Source organism: Porphyrobacter sp. YT40, assembly GCF_006542605.1.
Classification (GTDB): domain Bacteria; phylum Pseudomonadota; class Alphaproteobacteria; order Sphingomonadales; family Sphingomonadaceae; genus Erythrobacter.
This window is the reverse complement of the sequence record NZ_CP041222.1, coordinates 3,266,006-3,287,883: the sequence shown is the minus strand read 5'-3', so window position 1 is coordinate 3,287,883 and position 21,878 is coordinate 3,266,006. Positions and strand designations below refer to the sequence as shown.

Below are 21,878 nucleotides of genomic sequence, written 5' to 3'. Positions count from 1 at the left end.
GCGGTCTGGGATAAAACGTGCACTGTGAATGTGTCACAGAACGACATGGCCGGGGCCAAGGTGACGAGACCACCCCGCTGGAGGATCAGCTGATGAGCATCAATATCGGACCTGCGGCAAGCGACGATCTGCGCCCGCGCATCACCGTCATCGGGATCGGCGGGGCCGGCGGCAACGCGATCGCCAACATGATCGCAGCCGAAATCGAAGGTGTCGAGTTCATCGTCGCCAACACCGATGCGCAGGCGCTGAGCACCTCGCCCGCCGAACGCCGCATCCAGCTTGGCCCCGACATCACCGGCGGGCTCGGCGCAGGCGCGCGGCCCGAGGTCGGCAAGGCGGCGGCGGAAGAGACCGTGGCCGAGGTCGAAAAGGCGCTCGAAGGCGTCAACATGTGCTTCATCGCGGCGGGCATGGGCGGGGGCACCGGAACGGGCGCTGCGCCCGTGATCGCCGAAGTCGCACGCCGCATGGGCGTGCTGACCGTGGGCGTCGTCACCAAACCTTTCCTGTTCGAAGGCACGCGCCGGATGCGCGCCGCCGAAGCCGGGATCGACGAGCTTCAGCGTCAGGTCGATACGCTGATCGTCATCCCCAACCAGAACCTGTTCCTGGTCGCCAAGGCGGAAACCACCTTCAAGGAAGCCTTCCAGCTCGCCGACGAAGTGCTCCAGCAGGGCGTGCGCTCGATCACCGACCTGATGGTGATGCCGGGCCTGATCAACCTCGACTTCGCCGATGTGCGCTCGGTGATGAGCGAGATGGGCAAGGCGATGATGGGCACCGGCGAGGGCGAGGGCGAGAACCGCGCGCTCGAAGCGGCGGAGCAGGCGATCGCCAACCCGCTGCTCGACGGGGTCAGTATGGCAGGTGCCAAGGGCGTGATCATCTCGATCATCGGCGGCGAGGACATGCGCCTGCTCGAAGTGGACGAGGCCGCCAATCACATCCGCGAACTGGTCGATGAAGACGCGAACATCATCTGGGGCAGCGCCTTCAACCCCGATCTCAAGGGCAAGATCCGCGTCTCGGTGGTCGCCACCGGGATCGAACAGAGCGCGATCGGTGCGGTCGACCGCTCGCAGCCGGTCTCGCTTTCGGCGTCGCGCGCGCCCAAGCGTCCGGTGCTCGAATTGTCGGAAGACGAAGGCCTGACCGAACTGCCCGAGGCCGAAGAGGCCCCTGCGCCGACCACGAATTACGGCTACGCCGCGCCGGCCGCCGCTACCGCAGCGACTGCGCCGGCGGAAAGCGATGACGACGACACGCTCGACCTCGGCGGGATGGCCGAGGATGACGGCGACGGTGACGAGGAAGGCGACGCCCCCACCGCGGCGGCGCCGTTCGATCTCACCGGGATGCAGGCCGGGGACGATTACGGCGAGGAGTACGAGGATGATGTCGACGACATCGTCGACCCGCTCGCCGGATTGCGCGGTGCCGACGACGGCGCGGCATCGGGCGCGCCCGCCGGTGACGGCGGGATGCTGGACCTCGGCGAGGACTACGCCACTTACGAACCGATCGAGCCCGAGCAGGACGATCTGCTCGCCAGCGCCGATCGTCTGGCCGAGGAAGATCGCCCGGTCGAAGCCAAGCTTGGCGGCGGGCGTCGCCGCGCGCTGCTGGGCGGCGCGGCGGGCGAGGGCGATGGCGGCGGTGCGGGCGGCGGCAGCACGCTGTTCGAACGCATGGCCAATCTCTCGCGCAGCACCGCCCGTGACGATGACGACGACGATGGCGACGGCGACGATGATGGCCCGGCGCTCAGCATCCCGCGCTTCCTTGGCCGCCAGAACAACCAGTAAGCCCTGCAGGCTGCCCGGCGCGTGTGCGGTGCCGTCCGTCGCACGGCCCGCGCGCGGCTCTGGCGGTTGGCGGCGGGGTGAGTAGAGCAGGCCCGATGGTGTCGCGTATTTCATTCTCCGCCCGCCTTGCGCTCGGCGTCGCGCTGATCGGCGCGCCTTGCCTTGCGGTGCAGGCGCAGCAGACCGTCTCGCAGCCCGTGGTGCAGGCTCTGCCCTCGGACGAAGTGCAGCGGCTCAACCGCGCACTGGTCGCGCTGGCCAAGACCCCGCGCGACCGCGATGCCCTGATCGAGGCGGGGCAGGCCGCGCTGGGGATCGACGATCTCGAGGCGGCGATCGGCTTTTTCGGACGCGCGGCGGAGGTCGATCCGGGCCATCCCGGCGCGGCGCAGGGGCTGGGCGCTGTGTATCTGCGGGCAGGGCGCGCGGGCGAGGCGCTGGTGCAGTTCGAGCGCGCGCTCGCCGCCGGAGCCGATGAGCGCGCTGTGCTGACCGATCAGGCGCTGACGCTCGATCTGGTGGGCGAGCAGGCCGGGGCGCAGGCCGCCTATGCCCGCGCGCTGACGCTCGATCCCGCCAATGACGAAGCGCGCCGCCGAATGGCGGTCAGCTTCGCGATCACCGGCAACCGTGCCCGGTTCGAGGAGGCCTTGCGCCCGCTGCTCGACCGGCGCGACATGGCGGCCCAGCGCGCCCGCGCCTTTGGCCTCGCGATTATGGGTGATGGCGAGCGTGCCAAGGCGATCGTCGAGCAGGTGATGCCGCGCGATCTGGCGACCCGGCTGGTGCCCTATCTCGAATTCATGCCGCGCCTGACCAAGCCGCAGCAGGCCGCCGCCGCCAATCTCGGGCTGTTTCCGCGTGCCGCCGATATCGGGCGCGACGATCCGCGCCTCGCCCGTTTCGCCGCGGAGGAGCGCGCCGACAGCCGCCTCGCGCCGTCGGGCCCGCCGCTCGATGCGCGGCCCCAACCTGTCACTACGCCCGCGCCCGAGCCTGCGCGCGTCGCGACGGTGACGCCGGTGACGGTGACCACGGTCTCGGCACCCGCCGCTGCCCCGCTCCCGGCACCGCCGCCGCCACCGCCAGCGCCGATGCGCGTGGCCGATGCCTTCGCCGAATTCGCCAATGCCCCGCTGCCCGATGCGCGGGTGAGCGGCGATGCGGTCGATCTGTCGCGAATCGCGATTCGGCGGGAGGCTCCGCCGCCGCCGCCCGAAAAGCCCAAGCCCAAGGAACCGGCCAAGCCCGTCCACCCCAGCCGCGTCTGGGTGCAGGTCGCGACCGGCAAGAACGTCAAGGCGCTCGGCTTCGACTGGAAGCGCATCAGCAAGGAGGGCGGGGCAACGCTCGCCAAGCTGAAGCCCTATACCACCCCCTGGGGCGAGGCGAACCGGCTGTTGGCGGGCCCGGTCGACAGCCGCGACAAGGCCCAGGCGATGGTGCGCGAGCTGAAGGCCAAGGGGGTCGACAGCTTCCTCTATGTCAGTCCCGAAGGCGAGGAAATCCAGCCGGTTAAGTAGCGGCGTGGGGCTGTCCCCGGCTTTCTTTGCACAGGCTTTGCACAGGGATATCCGGTTCTCCCCAGCCGCTCGGATGCGGGTGATTGCCAAGCGCCGGTGATCGCGTCCACATGTCGGCCAATGGTGCTCACGACCCCCTTTGCCGCCCCCGCTTCCGAACACGTTCGGCCATGAGAGCGCAGGACATGGACTATTCCGCCGAGGACGATGCCGCCCCCGTCGACATGCTGGTCAGCCTGTTCGCGGCACGCGGATGGCCGTGCGAGCTGGTCTCCGAAGACGAGATGACCGGCGAAGTGCAGGGCAGCTGGGCCAATTACCAGCTGCGCGCGATCTGGCGGTACGAGGATGGCGTGCTCCAGTTCCTGTGCCTCCCCGACATCCGCGTCACCGAGGAAAAGCGCAGCGCCGCCTACGAGCTGCTGTGCCTCGTCAACGAACAGATGTGGCTCGGCCATTTCGACATCTGGTCGAACGGTGACGTGCTGCTCTATCGCCACGGCGCGCTGCTGGGCGATAGCGGGCGGCTGAGCCTCGACATGGCGCAGGCGCTGGTGGAAAGCGCGATCGACGAATGCGACCGCTTCTACCCCGCGTTCCAGTTCGTGCTGTGGGGCGGAAAGACCCCGCGCGAGGCCTTGGACGCCGCAATGGTCGACGCGGCGGGCGAGGCCTGATAGCCTTGGGGCATGACTGAAAAACTTCTGATTATCGGATGCGGCAACATGGGCGGCGCGATGCTCGCCGGCTGGCTTGCCGCCGGACTGCCGCCCGAACGCTTCAGCGTGCTCGATCCCGGCATGGATGCAACCCCCGAAGGCGTGGCGCTCTACCGCGATGCGGGCGCGGTGCCGGGCGATCACGATGCGGTGATGCTCGGCTTCAAGCCGCAGCAGCTCGGCACGCTGGGGCCGGGCCTTCAGGCATTGACCGAAGGGCGGACGGTGTGTTCGCTGCTCGCCGGGATCACGCTGGCACAATTGGCGAGCGCGTTCCCGCGGGGCGCGGCGCACGTCCGGGTGATGCCCAACCTCGCCGCACGCATCAACAAGTCGCCGGTGATCCTCGCGCAGAGCGGTCTCGATGCCGACGCGCGCGCCGCCACCTTCGCCCTGTTCGATGCGCTCGGCAGCGCGGTGTGGCTGGAGGATGAGGCGCGTTTCGATCTGGTCACCGCGCTGGCAGGATCGGGGCCGGGCTTCGTCTATCGCTTCATCGACGCGCTGGCCGGGGCCGCGGTCGATCTCGGTCTCGACCAGCCGACCGCTGCCAAGCTGGCGCTCGCCACGGTCGAAGGCGCCTCGGCGCTGGCCGCCGGTGCCGATGTCGGCCCGGCTGCGCTTGCCGACCGCGTTGCCAGCCCCGGCGGCATGACGCGCGAGGGCCTCAACGTGCTCGACGAGGGCGCAGCCCTGCGCCGCCTGCTCGCCGACACGCTGCGCGCCACTGCCGACAAGGGCGCGGAACTTTCCAAAGGCAGTTAAGTTTAACAGCGCTTAAACTGAATGGATTGCGGCGTTTGCAAGCCGGTTTCGCTTGAAAAGCGGCGAACAAACACCGATATTCGCCCCATTGGAGAGCGCGGGCTTTTCCGCGCTCCGTTACGAAAGGCTAAGGGTTTCACAATGGCTGACTGGAATGACACCTCGCGCAATGCGCAGCGTATGGGCTCCGTGCCCCGCGCCGGGGGCGATGTCGCCGGCCGCGTGAGCTATGACGAGGGTCTGCGCAAGCATATGCTCTCGATCTACAATTACATGACTTCGGGCATCCTGCTGACCGGGATCGTCGCGCTGCTGGCCTTCACCAGCGGCACGGCTGCGGCGATCTTCACCGGCGGTATCCTGCGCTGGATCGTCGCGCTTTCGCCGCTCGCGATCGTCTTTGCGATGAGCCTCGGCGCCAACCGCTTCAGCACCGGGACGCTGCAGGCAATGTTCTGGGCCTTCTCGGTGCTGATGGGCCTGTCGCTCTCGTCGGTGTTCCTGGTCTATACGGGCGGTTCGATCGCCACGACCTTCTTTGCCACCGCGGCGGCCTTTGCCGGCCTGTCGCTCTATGGCTACACGACCAAGCGCAGCCTCTCGGGTCTGGGCAGCTTCCTGATCATGGGCGTGATCGGCCTGATCGTCGCCTCGGTGATCAACCTGTTCCTGCAGAGCCCCGCGTTCTACTACGCGATCAGCTTCATCGGCGTTCTGATCTTTGCCGGTCTCACCGCCTATGACACGCAGCGCCTGAAGAACGAGTACGAGTATCTGCGTGGCACCGAATTCGCGGGCAAGGCCGTGATCCTTGGCGCGCTGAGCCTCTATCTGGACTTCATCAACATGTTCCAGTTCCTGCTCAGCTTCCTCGGCAGCCGCGAGTAAGGCGGCGGCAGGCGCAGCGGTTTTTTCGACCAAGCGCCTGAATGAGGTGTTGAAATATCAGGTGCCCGGGGCCTTCCGTAGGCTCCGGGCATTTGCTTTGTAAGCGCAGGCGGCTATCGCAAGCGCCTTAAGGCTGGAGCAAGCCGGGCGCGCGCAGGATCGTTCGCCAGCGGCACACCAGATCCGCAGCAGGAGAGAGAGTTTTCATGAGCGCGGCCCCGCATACGCCTCCGTCCCCGTCCCGTCAGGCGGCCCGCACCCCGTGGCGTCTGACCGTCACCGCGCTCGCTGTCGGCGGCGCATTGCTGGCGGGCTGTGCCAAGCCGCCCCCGCCCCCGCCGCCGCCGCCGCCGCCGCCGCCCCCGGCTGCGGTGGTCGAGGCCGTGCCCTATCGCCCGCTGCCGCCCGGCGGCGCGCATTACGTGATGGACGTCCCCGCGCGCGGGCCCAACGGGCGGCGCATCACCATCAACAGCGACCTGTCCGACGATCAACTGATCTGGAACCTGCGCTCGGCCTGGAATGTCGCCGCGCTCAATTGCCTCGCGCCCGAATACGAGCCGATCCTGCAAGGCTATCGCCAGCTGCTGACCGGCAACGTCAAGACGCTGAAGGCGGTCAACGACCGGATCGAGAAGAGCTACAACAGCCGCTTCCGGGTGCGCCGCGATGCGATCGTCGCGCGCGATGGCTACACCACGCAGGTCTACAACTTCTTCGCCGAACCTGGCGCGCGTGCCGGGTTCTGCCGCGCCGCGCTCGACATGGCGAACCGCGCGCTGGCGGCGCCGCCCAAGGATATCCTCGGCTTCGCCCGTGCCAATTTCGACGGGCTGCTGGTGCCATTCGAGCAGTTCTTCGACGAATATGAAGCCTATCAGCGCGCGGCGGCCGATTGGGACGCACGCTGGGGCTCGCTCTACGGCCCCTCGCAGCCCGGCTGGGTCGCGGTTCAACAGGCCCGCGCCGGGCAGGCCGCGCCGGACATGATGCAGCAGACCGTGATCGACCCCGAGACGGGCCTGCCGGTGCCGGTGATCCCGGTCAATGAAGGCGTCACCTCGCAGCCCGTGGTGCAGCCGATTTCGCCCGCCACGGGCGGAGCGAGCGGCGAGTAGTGCAGGGCGGGGCGGGGCGGCGCGGCGCGGCGCAAAATCGCCGTTGCAAGCCCCGGCGCTTCTCGCTAATGCGCGCGCTCGCCTGACCTTGGGGTCGGGCGAGCTAAAACTGGAACGGGGCCGTAGCTCAGATGGGAGAGCGCGTCGTTCGCAATGACGAGGTCAGGGGTTCGATCCCCCTCGGCTCCACCAGTTAAAAGCAATAGGCCTGCCCCCTCGGGGGCGGGCTTTTTTGTTTTCGCCCTCAGACGCTGGGCGCAGCGCATCCGCGCTGCTTGGCTTCGCTGGATAAGCGGCGGCGCGTGGTCGGCCTTGCGGCGCTGCGCGCTGTTAGGGCGCCATCCATTCTCACCGTTTTTTACACCGCTTGCCGTCAGCTAGGCCTGACGCTATCTCGCTCCCGCGTTTTGGTAACGGGAATGCGGTTCGAATCCGCAGCTGTCCCTGCAACTGTAAGCGGTGAGTGTGAGATGCGCGCCCGGTCATACGGGCAGCCACTGGGGGCCTTCGGGCCACCGGGAAGGCGAGCATCTTACGCGCTGATCCGTGAGCCAGGAGACCGACCGGGGCGTGTCGCTCTTTGCCCGGCTCAGGGATTGGCCAGGCGCGGAAAGACACTTCTGTTGTGAGCGACATCGCTGGGCTGCACGGGGGAGGGATCGCCCCCTTGCAGTCACCATGTTGCTGATGACGGGAGGAATCCGTGAAGAATTTTGCATTGTTGGGAAGCGTCGCTGCGGCGGCGCTGGTTTGGGCTGCGCCTGTGTGGGCGCAGGATGAGGAGGTTCCACAGGGCGGCGACGTAACCGACGGTTTTGTTGGCTATCTCGACCGACCCGAAATCCTTGTTTCGGCCAGTCGCGACCCATCGCTGGCGCGTGACCAGTTCACCGGCTCCGCTCTCGTCATCACCGCCGACCAGCTCGAAGCGCGGCAGACCCGCGACATTGCCGACATCTTGCGCGATGTCCCCGGTGTCGCGGTGGCAGGCGTCGCGGGGCAGACCCAGATCCGCCTGCGCGGCTCGGAGGCCAACCATGTCCTCGTGCTGGTCGACGGGATCGAAGTCTCCGATCCCTTCGGCGGCGAGTTCGACATCGGCACCCTGCAAGCCGAACCCGGCGCGCGGGTCGAGGTGCTGCGCGGGCCGCAATCGGCGCTTTACGGGCCGGACGCAATCGGCGGCGTCATCGCCTATGAAACCGCGCGCGGGAGCAGCCTGTCGGGCTTCGCATGGCGGCTGGAGGGTGGCACGCAGGGCACCGTCAACAGCGCCATGCGCTATGGAATCGACGGCACGGGCTGGGACGCGGCGCTTTCCGCCATCGTCGTCAGCACCGATGGCCAGCCCAATGCGCGCGGCGGCTCGCGCGACATTGGACGCGACAGCTACACGCTTGCCGGCAAGGGCAGCGTGGAGGTGAGCGATTTTCTTACCCTGCGCGCCGCCGCCCGCTTCATCCGCACCGAGGGCCGGACCAACGACAGCGATTTCGACACCGCCAGCCCGACCTTCGGCTTCATCATCGACAGTCCCGGCGTGACCTTCACCAACGAGGCGGTCTACGCCCTCCTCGGCGCGCGGCTCGACACGCTCGACGGCCGCTGGACGCATGACCTCTCGGCCCAGATCGCCGATGTGGAGCGCGAGACCGACAGCCCCTTCGGCATCACCTCGGCCAGCGAGGGCGACCGGTTCAAGGCCTCCTACGTCTCGGCGTTCCGGCTGGCTGACGATCACACCGTCACCTTCGCCGCTGATTACGAGGTCGAAGGCTTCCGCAACGCCACCCCCGGCGGCTTCGTGTTCGACGAGCGGCGCGAGATCGAGCAGGTCGGGCTGGTGGGCGAATATCGCTACTCCGGCGAGGCCGTCGACCTGACGGCGGCTCTCCGTCACGATGTCAACGATCTGTTCCGCGATGCGACCACGTTCCGCGTGGGTGCGGGCTACCGGATCACCGACACCACCCGCCTGCGCGCGGCGGTCGGGAGCGGGGTCAAGAACCCCGGCTTCTTTGAGCTCTACGGCTTCATCGACGGCCGCTTCATCGGCAACGCTGCGCTCCGGCCCGAGAAGTCGACCGGGTGGGAAGTGGGGATCGACCAGCAGATCGGCGACAATGCCAGCGTTGCGGTGACATATTTTGACAGCGAGTTGGAGGGCGAGATTTTTACCATCTTCCCGCCGCCGAACTTCATCGCCACGCCCGCCAACCGCACAACGGAAAGCCAGCAGCGCGGGGTCGAGGTTTCATTGAGCGCGCAACTGGCCGAGCAATGGAGCCTCGATGCAGCCTATTCCTGGCTCGATGCCGAGGAAAACGGCGTCGAGGAAGTGCGCCGCCCCCAGCATATCGCCAGCGCTGCCCTCACATGGACTGCGCCGGGCGATGTTGCCTCGGCAACGCTGGTGGTACGGCACAACGGCGCGGCGCTGGACGATGCCTTCACCGATCCGAGCTTCGTGCCGGTGCGCGTCACGCTCGACGACTACACTCTCGTCAATCTCAACGCGCGGGTGAAGCTGACCGAGCGGCTCAGCGGCTTTGCCCGCGTCGAGAACCTGCTCGATGATCGCTACGAGCAGGTATTCAGCTTCGTCTCGCCGGGGCGGAGCGCGGTGATGGGCGTGGAAGTGCGGTTCTAGAAAGAGGGGGCGAGCCCCCGCGCAGGCAGGGGTCTCGGGCGGTGATCGAGTGTCGCCTGAGGTCCCCGCCTGCGCGGGGACTCGCATCGCAAGACCATTCCCCTCGCAATTGCAGCAAAAATTGCCTATGCGGCGCCCATGCATTTTCTCGACCAGGCCAAGATCTATGTGAAGTCCGGCGGAGGCGGCCCCGGCGCCGTCTCGTTCCGACGTGAAAAATACGTCGAATATGGTGGCCCCGATGGCGGCAATGGCGGGCGCGGCGGAGACATCGTGTTCGAAGCCGTCGCCGGTCTCAATACGCTGATCGACTTCCGCTATTCGCAGCACTTCAAGGCCCCGCGCGGTGGGCACGGGATGGGCAAGGACCGCACCGGCGCCTCGGCCAATCCGCTCGTCATCAAGGTGCCGGTGGGCACGCAGATCCTGTCCGAAGACAAGGAAGAGGTGCTCGCCGATTTCACCGAGGTGGGCCAGCGCGTCGTGTTCCTTGAAGGCGGGATGGGCGGGCGCGGCAATGCCTCCTACAAGACTTCGACCAACCGCGCCCCGCGTCAGCACCAGCCCGGCATTCCGGGCGAGGAGATGTGGGTGTGGCTGCGGCTCAAGCTGCTCGCCGATGTGGGCCTTGTGGGCCTGCCCAATGCGGGCAAATCGACCTTCATCAACGCGGTCAGCAACGCGCAGGCCAAGGTCGGCGATTATGCCTTCACCACGCTCGTGCCGAAGCTGGGCGTGGTGCGCCACAAGGGCCGCGAATTCGTGCTCGCCGACATCCCAGGCCTGATCGAGGGCGCGGCCGACGGCGTCGGGATCGGCGACCGCTTCCTCGGCCATATCGAGCGCTGCCGGGTGCTGATCCACCTGATCGACATCACCGGCACCGAGGATGCCGACCCGGTCGAGGCTATGCGCATCGTCGAGGAAGAGCTCGCCGCTTACGGCGACAAGGAACACACCCAGATCGATGAAAAGCCCCGGCTGGTGGTGCTCAACAAGCTCGATCTGGCCGACGCCGAACTGGTCGAAGGCTTCCGCGCAGAATTGCTGGCGGCGGGGGCGGAGCAGGTCTTCGCAGTCTCCGGCGCGACCGGCGCGGGCATTCCCGAACTGCTCGACGCGGTGCTCGGCTACCTCCCGGCCTCGACCTCGACCGAGACCAAGGCCGCCGAGGTCGAGGATGCGGACGAAGCCGAGGCGTGGTCGCCGCTTTAGGTCAGCGCCCCGCCGACACCACCTCTCCCCCTGAACAACGCAAGAGAAAGCGAGGGAATTCATGAAAATCGAGTCCCTGCTCGACTTCCGCGACATCACGAAATGCCCGCGTCTGGTCATCAAGATCGGCTCGGCCCTGCTGGTCCATCCCGATGGCGAAGTGCGCTATGAATGGTTGCGCACCGTCGCCGCCGAAATCGCCGGAGCGCGTGAACGTGGACAGGAGATCATTGTTGTCTGTTCGGGCGCGGTGGCGGTGGGTGCGGCCAAGCTGAACCTTCCGGGCGGCGGGCGCGAAACGCTCGCCCATGCGCAGGCCGCCGCGGCCACGGGGCAGGTGGTGCTGATCGCCACCTGGGCGCAATTGCTCGCCGAACACGGGCTGGTCGCGGGGCAGATGCTGCTCACGCTCGACGATCTGGAAGGCCGGCGACGCTATCTCAACGCCTCGGAAACGCTGCGGGAATTGCTGGCGCGCGGGGCGGTACCGATCATCAACGAGAACGATTCGATCGCCACATCGGAAATCCGCTTTGGCGACAATGATCGCCTCGCCGCGCGCGTGGCGCAGGCGGCGGCGGCGCAGGGCGTGCTGCTGCTGACCGATGTCGAGGGCCTATACGATCGCGATCCCTCGCATCCCGAGGCGGAGATCCTGCCGGAAGTGCGCGGCGTGACCGACGAAATCCACCAGATGGCGAGCGGCAAGTCGTCCTCGGGCAAGGGTTCGGGCGGGATGACCTCCAAGCTGCTCGCCGCCGAGATCGCCGAACGGGCAGGGATTGCGCTCGCGATCATCAAGGGCACCGACGACCTGCCGATCGCCTGCGCGATGGCGGCCAATCTCGGCACGCTGTTCCTCCCCAAGCGCGACGACAATGCGTGGAAGAGCTGGATTGGCGGGCGACTGCGGTTCAATGGCGGGATCAAGGTCGACACCGGCTGCGTCGCGGCGCTGGGGCGGGGCAAGAGCATCCTCGCGGCCGGGATCACCGGGGTTTACGGCAATTTCGAGCGCGGTGACGTGATCAAGGTCGAAGGGCCCGATGGCCGCCTGATCGCCAAGGGCATGGTCGAATATGACTGGGACGAGTGCGACGCGATCAAGGGGCTGCGCAGCGAGGAGGTCGCCGAACGGCTCGGCCATCTGCCGCGCTCCTGCGTGATCCACCGCGATCACATGGTTCTGCTGTGAGCCTGCTGGCCATCACCGGCGCAACCGGCTTTGTCGGCAGCGCGGTGCTGGCCGAGACTTTGGCGCAGGGCCATGAGGTGCGTGCGCTCGCCCGGCGCGAGCAAGCCCCGCAGGCGGGCGTCGAATGGGTTCGCGGCGATCTGGCTGACACGGCGGCGCTTGCCGCGCTGGTCGCGGGTGCGGATGCGGTGGTGCATGTCGCGGGCCTGACCAACACGCCCGATCCGGCGGAGTTCGAGACTGCCAACGTCACCGGCACCGCCAATGTTTTGCACGCGATGCGGGGTGCTGCCGTCAAGCGGCTGGTGTTCGTCTCCTCGCTCGCCGCGCGTGAGCCCAAGCTGTCGGCCTATGGCGCCTCCAAGGCGCGGGCCGAGACGCTGGTGGAAGCGAGTGGCCTCGACTGGACCACAGTGCGTCCGCCTGCCGTCTATGGCCCGCGCGATGTCGACATGCTCGACCTGTTCCGCGCCGCCAAGTGGGGGGTGGTGCCGTTGCCGCCGGGCGGTGCGACCTCGATCATCCATTCGGACGATCTCGCGCGCCTGCTGGTGGCGCTGGCCGCTGGCAATGCCGCACCGACGAAGAAGAAGGTTTATGAGCCCGACGACGGGCGCGAGGGCGGGTGGAGCCATCAGGAACTCGCACAGGCGATCGGGAGGGCAATGGGCAAAAAGAGCGTGTTCGCCCCGCATCTGCCCCGCGCGGTGCTGGATATTGCCGCCGCCGCCGACCGGCTGGCGCGCGGCGACCGCGCCAAGCTCACCCCCGACCGGGTGGGCTACATGGCGCACCCCAACTGGGTCGCGCGCTTCGACCGCAAGCCCCCGCCGGGCCTGTGGCAACCGCAGATCGCGGGCGACGAGGGGCTGAAAGCAACGGCGGAATGGTACAGGCGCGAGGGTTGGGTCTGACCCCGCCCCCTCGCGTGTGAGGAATGTCGCTGATTTTTTCGGCGAATCGGTTAGTCTCGCGCCCGTCAGGTGAGGGGAGGGGGCCGATGGCGGCGCTGAATCAGGAATATTTCGACCGGCCGGAAGTGCTGCGGCTGGTGCAGGGGCAAAGTGCGGTGCCCTCTGCCACCCCCGGCCCCGGCGACATTCTGGGTGCCGACGGGCAGATCATGGTGCCCGCCAGCAATGGCGGGATCGAGAACCCCAAGGAAATCCTGATCCCGCCCGGCACCACGCTGATCCGCTTTGCGAACGCGCCGTTCGTGCATCATGCGGCCGCCGGGGCGTGGTGGCTGGACTTCCCCAACTACAAGATCGTCGAGGGTTATGCCGACGACACCAACAAGCCCGTGCAGGCGGCGATGCGCGAATTGTGCGCGGTTCCGGAGGAGTGGAGCAGCATGACCCTGCTGATTCAGGCGGTCACGCGTTCTCCGCTTGCCGCCTATACCGGGCGCGGCAAGATCGCAGTGGCGCACAACAAGGTGAGCGCGATCAAGACGATCGATCCCCTGCGTTACAGCCGGCAGCAGGTGATGCAGCTCTACATCCCCGGGCTGCAATCGCCCGACCTGCTGAAGCAGGCGATGATCGTGCGCGGCTACACCATGGTCGCGCCGGAGGTGTCGCTGCGGGGCTACAACCCGGCGCTGTCGATCCGACGGTAAGTCTGCCGCGTCAGAGGAACGGCTCCTCGCCCGGCTTGTGGATGCCGCATTCGGTCTTGTCCCAGCCCTTCCACCGGCCCGAGCGCGGGTCTTCGCCCGGCGCGACCTGCGAGGTGCAGGGCGAGCAGCCGATCGAGGGGTAGCCCTGCGCGATCAGCGGGTGGCGCGGCAGGTCGTGCTGGATGAAGTAGCCCTCGATCTGCCCCGCATCCCAGTCGATCAGCGGGTTGATCTTGAGCCGCCCTTGCGCGTCGGAGGTGTCCACCTCGAACCGCGGCAGATTGGCGCGGGTGGCGGCCTGGAACGCCTTCCTGCCGGTGAAGCTCGCGTCGTAGCCAGCCAGCGCCTTTTCGAGCGGCTTGACCTTGCGGATCTCGCAGCAGCCGTCGGGATCGTAGGACCACCTGAGGCCCGTTTCGTCGCGCTTGGCGAGTTCTTCCGCGTCGGGGGTCAGCACCACCAGATTGAGCCCGAGCCGCTCGGCCAAGAGGTCGCGATAGGCAAGCGTTTCGGGAAAATGTTTGCCGGTATCGAGGAACAGCACCGGCACGCTCGCATCGACCGAGGCGACCAGATGCAGCAGCACCGCGCTCTCCGCACCGAAGCTGGACACCACCGCGAGATCGCCCGCCAACCCGTCCCGGATCACGGCTTCGAGCATTTCCGGCGTCGAGCTGCCGCGGAACATGCGGTTCAAGCGCACCGCGTCATGCTCGGTAAAGCGCGGGGCGAGGTCGAGCGTGTCGCGGGTGCGCGGCTGGCCGCTGAGGCCGAGTTCAGGCTTCATGGCGCTTGTCCGCGATGATGCGCCGCGCATCGGCGGCGCGTTGGTAGACATTCTCCCACGTTGCGAAGGCGCGCGCCGCGTCCTCCTCGTCGAGGCGCTTGTCGGGGGCGAAGCTGTCGAAGCCGCAGCGGCGCATGTGGCTCAATTGGTCGATCAGCACATCGCCCACCGCGCGCAATTCGCCGGTATAGCCCGCCTCGCGCAGGATCCGCGCCGCCGAATAGCCGCGCCCGTCGCCGAAGCTCGGGAAGTTGACTTCGACAAGCGCCAGCCGGTCGAGGAACGGCAGCAGGGCGCGCGCGTCGTCACCCGGCTCGATCCGGACGGCGGTGGCGTTGGTCTGGTCGCAGCACGCATCGACGGTGACGGTGCCGTGATCGACCGGCTCGTCGTCGCGGAAACGGAACTGCACCTCGTCGGGGCTGGTGCCGAGGTTCTCAGCCATACAATGCCTCCTTGAACGGCTCCATGCCGATGCGGCGGTAGGTGTCGAGGAAGCGCTCCCCATCCGAACGCTGGGCGAGATAGACGTCGGTGACCTTCTCGACCGCGGCGATCACGCCGTCTTCGTCGAAGCCGGGGCCGGTGATCTTGGCGAGGCTCACGTCCTCGGCCTCGCTGCCGCCCAATGAGAGCTGGTAGTTTTCGGTGCCCTTCTTGTCGACGCCGAGGATGCCGATGTGGCCCGCGTGGTGGTGCCCGCAGGCGTTGATGCAGCCGGAGATTTTTAGCTTCAGTTCGCCGACCACTTCGGTGCGGCCCGTTTCGGCGAAGCGCTCCGAAATGCGCTGGGCGAGCGGGATGGAACGCGCGTTGGCGAGCGAGCAGTAGTCGAGACCGGGGCAGGCGATGATGTCCTCGATCGTGTCCATGTTGGGACTGCCGAGCCCGGCCTCGTCGAGCGCGCTCCACAGCGCGTGGAGATCGGCAATCCGCACGTGCGGCAGGAGCACGTTCTGGGTATGCATTACCCTGAGCTCGTCGAAGCTGTATTGCTTCGCCAGCCGCGCCATCAGGCGCATCTGCTCCGAGGTCGCATCGCCCGGGATGCCGCCTGCGGGCTTGAGGCTGATGACTGCCGAGACATAGGCGTCATGCTTGTGCCGGTGGGTGTTGCGATCGACCCACAGCGCGAAATCGGGGTCCGAACGGTCGACCGTCTTGGGGCCATCGACGAAGGCGGGCGGGGCGAAATACTCCGCGATCCGCGCCAGTTCCTCGCGCGGGGGCTCGACCCCGACGCTGAGCATATGCGCAAATTCTTCTTCGACCTGACGGATATATTCCGCCGCGCCGAGTTCGTGGACGAGGATCTTGATCCGCGCCTTGTACTTGTTGTCGCGCCGACCGTAGCGGTTGTAGACCCGCAAGGCCGCCTCACAATAAGAGATCAGCTGGTCGATCGGCACGAAGTCGCGGATTAGCGGCGCGATCATCGGGGTGCGGCCCATGCCACCGCCGGCATAGACCTCCGCGCCGATCTCGCCATCTCGCTCGACAATGCGGATGCCGATATCGTGCAGCCGCATCGCCGCGCGGTCCTTTTCTGACGCGATCACCGCGATCTTGAACTTGCGCGGCAGGTAGGTGAACTCCGGGTGGAAGCTCGACCACTGGCGCAGCAATTCGGCATAGGGGCGCGGATCGACCACCTCGTCGGCAGCAGCGCCCGCAAAGTGATCGGCGCTGATGTTGCGGATGCAATTGCCGCTGGTCTGGATCGCGTGCATCTCCACCGTCGCCAGATCGGCGAGGGCATCGGCGCAATCTTCCAACTTGATCCAGTTGTACTGGATGTTTTGCCGGGTGGTGAAGTGCCCGTAGCCGCGATCATATTTGTCGGCGATATCGGCGAGCATTTCCATCTGGCGGCTGTTCAACGTCCCATAGGGGATCGCGACCCGCAGCATATAGGCGTGGAGTTGCAGGTAGAGCCCGTTCATCAGCCTGAGCGGCTTGAACTGGTCTTCGGTCAGCTTGCCTTCGAGACGGCGGCGGGCCTGATCGCGGAACTCGGCGACGCGGGCTTCGACCATCTGCTGGTCATATTGGTCATAGCGGTACATCAGATCACCCAGTCCCAGCCGGTCTTGTCGGCAGTCGGCACGGCGAGGTCGCGCCGCACGGTCGGGCCGAGCGCGCGCACCCGGTCCTTGATATGCGCGGGGCGGACATGGCCCTCGGCGTCGATGGAGGCCTCGATGGCGTAGGGCACGTTGACGCGGCGCGCGGCTTCCTCGCGGGCGAGGATTTCCTCGGCGTCCTCGCCCACGTCGACCGCATCGTCGACGAAGGGCGACCAGCCAGTGCCGTTCCACCAGGTCACGGCGCCGGTGCGCAGATCGTTGCCGGTGAGGATTTTCATTGTGCTCTCTCCTGAACGAGCGCGGCCACGGCAGCGTCCTCGCGCGCGGTGACGTCGCCGATGACGATGAGGGCGGGGCTCCGGACCGCCTCGCGTTCGACCAGCTCGGGCAGGGCGGCGAGCAGCCCGCGCAGCACGCGCATTTCGGGGCGCGCAGCGTTCTCGATCACAGCGACGGCCATGTCGGGCGCGAGGCCATCGGCCATCAGCTTTTCGGCGATCTGGGGAGCGGTGTTCACGCCCATGTAGATCACCAGCGTGCGGCCCTTGCCAGCAAGGCCCGACCAGTCCTGCTCGGCAAGGCCCTTGCACTGGCCGGCGACAAAGCTGACGATGCTGGACGCATCGCGGTGGGTGAGGGCGATCTGGCTGGCGGCAGCGGCGCCATTGGCGGCGGAAATGCCAGGAACGACCTCGACCGGAACCCCGGCGGCGCGCGCGGCCTCGGCTTCCTCGCCGCCGCGCCCGAAGATGAAGGGGTCGCCGCCCTTGAGGCGCACAACGTCCTGCCCCGCGAGCGCCTCAGCCACGAGCAGCGCGTTGATCCCCTCCTGCGGCAAGGTGTGGCGGGCGCGCTGCTTGGCGACCGAGATGAGGCGCGCATCGGGCCGGGCGAGGCCGAGGATGTCCGGGCCGATCAGCCCGTCATGGACGATCACCCGCGCTTGCTCGATCAGGCGCGCGGCGCGCAGGGTGAGGAGGTCCACCGGACCCGGCCCTGCGCCGACAAGATAGATGGTGCCCACGTGTTGCATGACAGGGCAAATGGGCGAGGCGCGCCCTCCGTTCCAGCGAGAATGGATTGGCCGGTGCGAAGCCCAGCTATTGCGGCGCGGTTTCTTCCGGCGGTGACGGAGGCTCGCGACCGCCCAGCGCGGCGATCAGCGCCTGCATCTGCGCATTGTCGCGCAGGTTGATGTCGCGCTGCGGATAGGGGATCTCGATCCCGTTTTCCTTGAACAGCCCCCACAGGTTCTTGAGCACCGCGCTGCGGACATTGCCGACGCCGTCTTCGGGATCGTTGATCCAGCAATGGATCGTGAAATCGACCGAATTGTCGCCGAAACCGCTCCACCACACCGTCGGCGGCGGGGTTTCGAGCACGCGGTTCGCCTCCGCAGCCGCCTTCAGCATCAGCTTTTCGGCGAGCTCCATGTCGGTGTTGTAGCTGACCCCGACCGGCACCTGCACTCGCACATTGCGCGAGGAATAGGACCAGTTTTCGACCTGATTGATCATCAGGTTCTCGTTCGGAATCAGATATTCGCGCTCGTCGCGGGTGACGACCGAGATCGCGCGGATGCCGATCTTGCGGATCTGGCCGAAGGTCTGCTGCCCCGATTGGTCGGCCACCGCGATCACGTCGCCCGGCTTGATCGACTTGTCCATCAAGAGGATGATGCCGGAGATGAGGTTGCCGAAGGTCTTCTGCAGGCCGAAACCGATCGCAAGGCCGAAGGCGCCCGAGAACACCGTCAGCGCGGTGAGGTCGATGCCGAGCAGGTCGATCCCGAACAGGAAGGTCGCGATCCAGATGACGATGGTGGCGATCTTCTCGGCGAGGACGCTCTGGGTGCTGTCGAGTTGTGGCAGGCGGCGCAACCCGCTCCGCACCAGCCGGGTCGCGGTCCAGGCGAAGGCCAGCACCAGCAGCACGGCGGCGACGGTGAACAGCACATCGAAGGCCGAGATCCGCCAGTCGCCGATCTCGAAAGCGAGGCCATCGAGCCGGTTGACGATGCCGCCGATCGTCTCGCTGCGTTCGGCGATATCCTCGCGCACGGTGTCGGCGCCGCTGACGATCTCGGTGTCCGGGGTTGCCGCAGGCGAGGGCGTGGCCGCAGTCTCGGCGGCGGGCGTCTCGCCGGGGGCGGGGGTGGCCGTGCTGTCCGCCTCGGGGGCAGCGAGATCGACGGTCGAGGCGGGGGAAGACAGGCTCATGACAGCGGCTCCAGCGCTTGCGCCAGATCGGCGATCAGGTCGTCGGCATCTTCCAGCCCGATCGCCAGCCGCAGCGCGGGCGCGCCGCCGGTGCCGTTCATGCAGGAGCGGTAATCCTCGGGCCGAATCGGCAGGGCGAGGCTTTCGAACCCGCCCCAGCTGTAGCCGATCCCGAACAGCGCGAGCGCGTCGGCGACGCGGGCAGAAGCCTGCGGATCATCGCTCGCCAGCTGAAAGGCGAACAGCCCGCAGCCGCCGGTGAAGTCGCGCTTCCACAGGGCATGCCCGGGGTCGGAGGGGAGCATCGGGCACATCACCCGCGCCACGGCGGGGTGCGCTTCGAGCCATTCGGCAATCCGCAGCGCGGAGCGGGTCTGCGCTTCCAGCCTGACGCCCATCGTCCTCAGCCCCCGCGCGGCGAGAGCGGCATCGTCGGGCGAGACCACCTGCCCCAGTTCTTGCGCGGTGCGCCTCAGCGCGGTGTACCAGCGCTTGCCCGCGCTGGCGCTGCCCATCATCAGGTCGGAATGGCCCCCGACATGCTTCGACAGGCTCATCATCACGATATCGCAGCCATGCTCGAGCGCCGCGAACCCGAGCGGGCTCGCCCAGGTGTTGTCGATCATGCTGACCGCGCCGTGCGCGCGGGCGATGGCGGTGAGCGCAGGCACGTCGCACATCTCGAAGGTGAGGCTGCCGGGCGCTTCGAGCCACACGGCTTTGACTGGCTCGGCGAACAGCGCCTCGAACGCGGCGAGATCGCGCGGGTCGAAGAACTGCGTCGTCACGCCCATGCGCTTGAGCAGCCCGGTCGCCATGCTTCGCGAGGGATCATAGGCGTTGTCGGCCATCAGCAGCCGGTCGCCGGGCTTCAGCACGGCGAGCATACAGCCCGCAATCGCTGCCACGCCGCTGGGATAGAGCTGGGTGCCGTGGGCACCGCGCTCGATCTGGGTCAGCGCCTCGGCCAGCGCCCATTGCGTCGGCGCACCGCGGCGGCCGTAGAAGAACTGCCCGTCGGCATTGTTGCCGCCCGCCGCATGGCGATCGGCGTCGCAATCATAGAGATGCGTGGAAGCCCGCCAGACCGGCGGATTGACCACCGGCCCGGTCCACTCCTTGCGCCGCCCCCCGCGCACCAGCCGGGTGGCGGGGGAGAGCTTGTCATCATCCTTGCCAGCGCTCAAATCTCGGGTCCCTGCGCCTTGGGTGTGGTGGGGTCCGCGCCCCATTCGCTCCAGCTGCCGTCGTAAAGCGCGGTGTCTCGCTCTCCGATCAGATGCAGCGCAAACAGCAGCACGCTCGCCGTCACCCCGCTGCCGCAGGTGCCGACGATGGGCCGGGTCATGTCCAGCCCCGCGCCTTCGAACGCCGTGCGGATTTCCTCGGTCGACTTGTAGGTGCCGTCGGCATTGAAGAGATCGGTGAAGGGCAGGTTGCGCGCACCGGGAATGCGGCCCATCGGCAGGCCATGCACGGGATCGATCCCAGTGCCGTAGACCCGGTCAGCCGAGCGCGCATCGATCACCTGTTCTCGGTCGCTTTCGAGGTTCTCGATCATCTCGGCCTTGGTCCGCACGCCTTTGAGCGGGTGCAGCCGGGGCGGGGCGACGGGGGCGGCGTGCGCCTCGCCGGCTTCCATCGCGCGGCCCTCCGCCCGCCACTTTTCGAGGCCGCCATCAAGGATCGCGACGTTCTCCCACCCGGCCGCGTTAAGGAGGAACCACGCGCGCGCAGCGGTGCGGATCGCGCTGTCATCGTAAAGCACGATTGCATGATCACGGCTGACGCCCAGCAGGCCCAGCCGCGCGGCCAGCTGGTCGGGTGTGGGCACGGCATAGGGCACGCTCGAGCCTGCATCGAACAGGCTGGCAAGCCCGAGGAGGCGGGCTCCGGGGATATGCCCCGCGGCAAACTCCGCCGCCGCATCGCGTCCGGCGGCAGGCAGGTGGTACGAAGCGTCGAGAATTGCGAGCCCGGGGGCGTTGCCATGTTCGGCGAGCCATTCAGTCGACACGAGCGCGGAAGGGAGCTGGTTCATGCGCGCGACCCTAGCGGCTGATCCGGCAAGGGGCAAACCTGTGTGAGCGGCCGCGCGACTCAGGCGGCAGCAGTAGCGGGGGGAATCGCAATGACTTGCGCGACAAGGCCCGCGATTCCGCCGGGCGGCTGGTCGAGCAGGATCGGGTGCAACCTGCCGCTGGCGCTGCGCGGGCCGATCACGAAGCTGCGGCTCATCGCGCGCAGGCCCTCTCCTTCCAGCGTGACATGGGCGAGCGGCACGAACATCGGGGTGGTGCCCTGCCGCACCGGGCTGATCGCGGAGAGCGGCAGTTGCACGGTCCCGGTCACGCTGCGCGCCTGATGCGGGCCGATCCGCGCGATCCGCTCAAGCCCCTGCGCCGCACCGGGCGAGGGCGCGTTGGCGGCATTGGCCCGCGCGCAGGCCAGCTGGAGCGCCAGCGCAAGATCGTTGACCGCGCGCGGCGAGCGGTTGGCGATCGTGAGGCGATATTGCAGCGTGAACATCATCAGGCTGCGGGTCGCGCCGACGATTTCGAGTGTGAGGTCGAGACGGGGTTGTTCGGCCTCATCCGCGTCTCCGGCGACATCTGCATCGCCGGTGGCAGGCGGCGGGGCGAGACGCCGGGCGGCAGGCTTGCGCCGTCGCCACCACAGGAGCCCGCCGCCCAGCAGCGCGAGCGCGCCGAGACCGCCCGCCGCCAGCGGCCACCAATCGGGCAGAACCGAAGGCCCGGTCACGACGTCGGTGGTCGGGGGGAGTTCGACAGGGCTGTCCGGCAGGGCGGGGCCGGGGATGCTGAAGCCGGGAGCCGGTGCGGTGTCCGCGTTGGTCGCGGTGGGCTCCGGGGCGGATGGTGCCCCACCTGTCGGCAACGGCACGGGCGAAGGTGCGGGCGCGGGTGTCCCTGTGCGCGGCGGCACGGCCTGGGGCGCGGGTTCGCGCACGGCATCGGCCGGGCGTTCGGCAGGCGGATCGAAGATCGGGCGGATGGTCGGCGCAGGGCTTGGTGCGGCGCTCGGCAGCGGGCTCGGCGCAGGGCGCGGCGGGATCGCGACGCCGCTGCGCTCATCCGCCGGGCCTGCCGGAGCGGGGGTCGGCGTCGGGGTCGGCGGGGGGAGCGTGAAGGTGCCCGGCGACTGGTCCTGCGCAATGAGCGGCGCTGCGGCAGCGGCGGCGAGCAGGCAGGTTGCGGCAAGCAGGCGGGCAGGGCGGCGGGTCATGCTGTGACAATCGGCTCGGGGCGTGGGATCGGCGTAT

General features: G+C 67.9%; 20 protein-coding genes, 1 tRNA gene and 1 riboswitch. Of the genes, 12 read left to right on the top strand and 9 right to left on the bottom strand.

Features of this window, described 5'->3' with window-relative positions; genetic code table 11:
* Positions 1 to 92: 92 nt before the first annotated feature.
* From ftsZ to E2E27_RS15475, 12 genes are all read left to right on the top strand, one after another.
* Positions 93 to 1,808: a cell division protein FtsZ gene (gene ftsZ / locus E2E27_RS15530; protein WP_141460660.1), complete on the top strand. Its 1,716-nt coding sequence runs from the start codon at positions 93 to 95 to the stop codon at positions 1,806 to 1,808.
* Between the two features lie 95 nt (positions 1,809 to 1,903).
* Positions 1,904 to 3,331 (top strand): SPOR domain-containing protein, encoded by a 1,428-nt coding sequence (locus E2E27_RS15525; protein ID WP_141460659.1) that lies wholly within the window; start codon positions 1,904 to 1,906, stop codon positions 3,329 to 3,331.
* 170 nt (positions 3,332 to 3,501) lie between these two features.
* Entirely contained in the window at positions 3,502 to 4,008 is a 507-nt protein-coding gene (locus E2E27_RS15520) for a type III secretion system chaperone family protein (RefSeq protein WP_234036084.1), read from the top strand.
* 12 nt (positions 4,009 to 4,020) lie between these two features.
* Complete coding sequence (locus E2E27_RS15515; RefSeq protein WP_141460657.1) at positions 4,021 to 4,815, top strand: pyrroline-5-carboxylate reductase family protein; 795 nt, start codon at positions 4,021 to 4,023, stop codon at positions 4,813 to 4,815.
* Between the two features lie 141 nt (positions 4,816 to 4,956).
* Complete coding sequence (locus E2E27_RS15510) at positions 4,957 to 5,703, top strand: Bax inhibitor-1/YccA family protein (RefSeq protein WP_141460654.1); 747 nt, start codon at positions 4,957 to 4,959, stop codon at positions 5,701 to 5,703.
* A gap of 206 nt (positions 5,704 to 5,909) precedes the next feature.
* Positions 5,910 to 6,821 (top strand): hypothetical protein, encoded by a 912-nt coding sequence (locus tag E2E27_RS15505; protein WP_141460651.1) that lies wholly within the window; start codon positions 5,910 to 5,912, stop codon positions 6,819 to 6,821.
* 116 nt (positions 6,822 to 6,937) lie between these two features.
* Positions 6,938 to 7,013: transfer RNA gene (locus E2E27_RS15500), tRNA-Ala, on the top strand.
* A 199-nt stretch (positions 7,014 to 7,212) separates the two neighbouring features.
* A riboswitch (cobalamin riboswitch) is annotated at positions 7,213 to 7,403 on the top strand.
* 121 nt (positions 7,404 to 7,524) lie between these two features.
* Positions 7,525 to 9,471 carry a TonB-dependent receptor plug domain-containing protein gene (locus E2E27_RS15495; RefSeq protein ID WP_141460649.1) on the top strand — a complete coding sequence of 649 codons (1,947 nt, stop codon included), beginning with the start codon at positions 7,525 to 7,527 and terminating at the stop codon, positions 9,469 to 9,471.
* A 138-nt stretch (positions 9,472 to 9,609) separates the two neighbouring features.
* Positions 9,610 to 10,686: a GTPase ObgE gene (obgE, locus tag E2E27_RS15490; protein WP_141460647.1), complete on the top strand. Its 1,077-nt coding sequence runs from the start codon at positions 9,610 to 9,612 to the stop codon at positions 10,684 to 10,686.
* 61 nt (positions 10,687 to 10,747) lie between these two features.
* A complete protein-coding gene (gene proB / locus E2E27_RS15485) occupies positions 10,748 to 11,881 on the top strand; it encodes a glutamate 5-kinase (RefSeq protein ID WP_141460645.1) in 1,134 nt (377 codons plus the stop codon).
* Positions 11,878 to 12,795, top strand: a complete 918-nt coding sequence (locus tag E2E27_RS15480) for an NAD-dependent epimerase/dehydratase family protein (RefSeq protein ID WP_141460643.1) — start codon at positions 11,878 to 11,880, stop codon at positions 12,793 to 12,795. Before proB ends, E2E27_RS15480 begins: the two co-directional genes overlap by 4 nt.
* Positions 12,796 to 12,881: 86 nt before the next feature.
* The gene (locus E2E27_RS15475) at positions 12,882 to 13,502 is read left to right on the top strand and encodes a hypothetical protein (RefSeq protein WP_141460641.1); all 621 of its coding nucleotides are present in this window, start codon (positions 12,882 to 12,884) and stop codon (positions 13,500 to 13,502) included.
* Positions 13,503 to 13,512: 10 nt separating this feature from the next.
* Here the strand turns inward: E2E27_RS15475 and E2E27_RS15470 are convergent, their stop codons facing one another.
* The 9 genes from E2E27_RS15470 to E2E27_RS19215 all read right to left on the bottom strand — a co-directional run bounded on the left by E2E27_RS15470 (position 13,513) and on the right by E2E27_RS19215 (position 21,841).
* Positions 13,513 to 14,289, bottom strand: coding sequence for a phosphoadenylyl-sulfate reductase (locus E2E27_RS15470; RefSeq protein ID WP_141460639.1), 777 nt, complete (start codon positions 14,287 to 14,289; stop codon positions 13,513 to 13,515).
* The gene (locus E2E27_RS15465; RefSeq protein ID WP_141460637.1) at positions 14,279 to 14,734 is read right to left on the bottom strand and encodes a DUF934 domain-containing protein; all 456 of its coding nucleotides are present in this window, start codon (positions 14,732 to 14,734) and stop codon (positions 14,279 to 14,281) included. Before E2E27_RS15465 ends, E2E27_RS15470 begins: the two co-directional genes overlap by 11 nt.
* Complete coding sequence (locus tag E2E27_RS15460) at positions 14,727 to 16,355, bottom strand: nitrite/sulfite reductase (RefSeq protein ID WP_141460635.1); 1,629 nt, start codon at positions 16,353 to 16,355, stop codon at positions 14,727 to 14,729. The genes E2E27_RS15465 and E2E27_RS15460 overlap by 8 nt, the downstream gene beginning before the upstream one ends.
* Positions 16,355 to 16,654 (bottom strand): DUF2849 domain-containing protein, encoded by a 300-nt coding sequence (locus E2E27_RS15455; protein ID WP_141460633.1) that lies wholly within the window; start codon positions 16,652 to 16,654, stop codon positions 16,355 to 16,357. Before E2E27_RS15455 ends, E2E27_RS15460 begins: the two co-directional genes overlap by 1 nt.
* On the bottom strand, positions 16,651 to 17,409 hold the full coding sequence (gene cobA, locus E2E27_RS15450) for a uroporphyrinogen-III C-methyltransferase (RefSeq protein ID WP_141460631.1): 759 nt from the start codon (positions 17,407 to 17,409) through the stop codon (positions 16,651 to 16,653). Before cobA ends, E2E27_RS15455 begins: the two co-directional genes overlap by 4 nt.
* 67 nt (positions 17,410 to 17,476) lie before the next feature.
* The gene (locus tag E2E27_RS15445) at positions 17,477 to 18,595 is read right to left on the bottom strand and encodes a mechanosensitive ion channel family protein (protein ID WP_141460629.1); all 1,119 of its coding nucleotides are present in this window, start codon (positions 18,593 to 18,595) and stop codon (positions 17,477 to 17,479) included.
* A complete protein-coding gene (gene metC, locus E2E27_RS15440) occupies positions 18,592 to 19,782 on the bottom strand; it encodes a cystathionine beta-lyase (RefSeq protein ID WP_234036083.1) in 1,191 nt (396 codons plus the stop codon). Before metC ends, E2E27_RS15445 begins: the two co-directional genes overlap by 4 nt.
* A complete protein-coding gene (locus E2E27_RS15435; protein WP_141460625.1) occupies positions 19,779 to 20,636 on the bottom strand; it encodes a sulfurtransferase in 858 nt (285 codons plus the stop codon). The genes metC and E2E27_RS15435 overlap by 4 nt, the downstream gene beginning before the upstream one ends.
* A gap of 59 nt (positions 20,637 to 20,695) precedes the next feature.
* Entirely contained in the window at positions 20,696 to 21,841 is a 1,146-nt protein-coding gene (locus tag E2E27_RS19215) for a hypothetical protein (RefSeq protein WP_141460623.1), read from the bottom strand.
* Positions 21,842 to 21,878 lie beyond the last annotated feature (37 nt).

Bases quoted from the DNA above. Each gene is read 5' to 3' on its own strand.
- E2E27_RS15510 (WP_141460654.1), top strand. From the start codon at position 4,957: ATGGCTGACTGGAATGACACCTCGCGCAATGCGCAGCGTATGGGCTCC.
- obgE (WP_141460647.1), top strand. From the start codon at position 9,610: ATGCATTTTCTCGACCAGGCCAAGATCTATGTGAAGTCCGGCGGAGGC.
- E2E27_RS15520 (WP_234036084.1), top strand. From the start codon at position 3,502: ATGAGAGCGCAGGACATGGACTATTCCGCCGAGGACGATGCCGCCCCC.
- E2E27_RS15525 (WP_141460659.1), top strand. From the start codon at position 1,904: ATGGTGTCGCGTATTTCATTCTCCGCCCGCCTTGCGCTCGGCGTCGCG.
- ftsZ (WP_141460660.1), top strand. From the start codon at position 93: ATGAGCATCAATATCGGACCTGCGGCAAGCGACGATCTGCGCCCGCGC.
- cobA (WP_141460631.1), bottom strand. From the start codon at position 17,409: ATGCAACACGTGGGCACCATCTATCTTGTCGGCGCAGGGCCGGGTCCG.
- E2E27_RS15470 (WP_141460639.1), bottom strand. From the start codon at position 14,289: ATGAAGCCTGAACTCGGCCTCAGCGGCCAGCCGCGCACCCGCGACACG.
- E2E27_RS15455 (WP_141460633.1), bottom strand. From the start codon at position 16,654: ATGAAAATCCTCACCGGCAACGATCTGCGCACCGGCGCCGTGACCTGG.
- E2E27_RS15445 (WP_141460629.1), bottom strand. From the start codon at position 18,595: ATGAGCCTGTCTTCCCCCGCCTCGACCGTCGATCTCGCTGCCCCCGAG.
- E2E27_RS15515 (WP_141460657.1), top strand. From the start codon at position 4,021: ATGACTGAAAAACTTCTGATTATCGGATGCGGCAACATGGGCGGCGCG.
- E2E27_RS15465 (WP_141460637.1), bottom strand. From the start codon at position 14,734: ATGGCTGAGAACCTCGGCACCAGCCCCGACGAGGTGCAGTTCCGTTTC.
- E2E27_RS15475 (WP_141460641.1), top strand. From the start codon at position 12,882: ATGGCGGCGCTGAATCAGGAATATTTCGACCGGCCGGAAGTGCTGCGG.
- E2E27_RS15460 (WP_141460635.1), bottom strand. From the start codon at position 16,355: ATGTACCGCTATGACCAATATGACCAGCAGATGGTCGAAGCCCGCGTC.
- E2E27_RS19215 (WP_141460623.1), bottom strand. From the start codon at position 21,841: ATGACCCGCCGCCCTGCCCGCCTGCTTGCCGCAACCTGCCTGCTCGCC.
- E2E27_RS15505 (WP_141460651.1), top strand. From the start codon at position 5,910: ATGAGCGCGGCCCCGCATACGCCTCCGTCCCCGTCCCGTCAGGCGGCC.
- E2E27_RS15435 (WP_141460625.1), bottom strand. From the start codon at position 20,636: ATGAACCAGCTCCCTTCCGCGCTCGTGTCGACTGAATGGCTCGCCGAA.
- proB (WP_141460645.1), top strand. From the start codon at position 10,748: ATGAAAATCGAGTCCCTGCTCGACTTCCGCGACATCACGAAATGCCCG.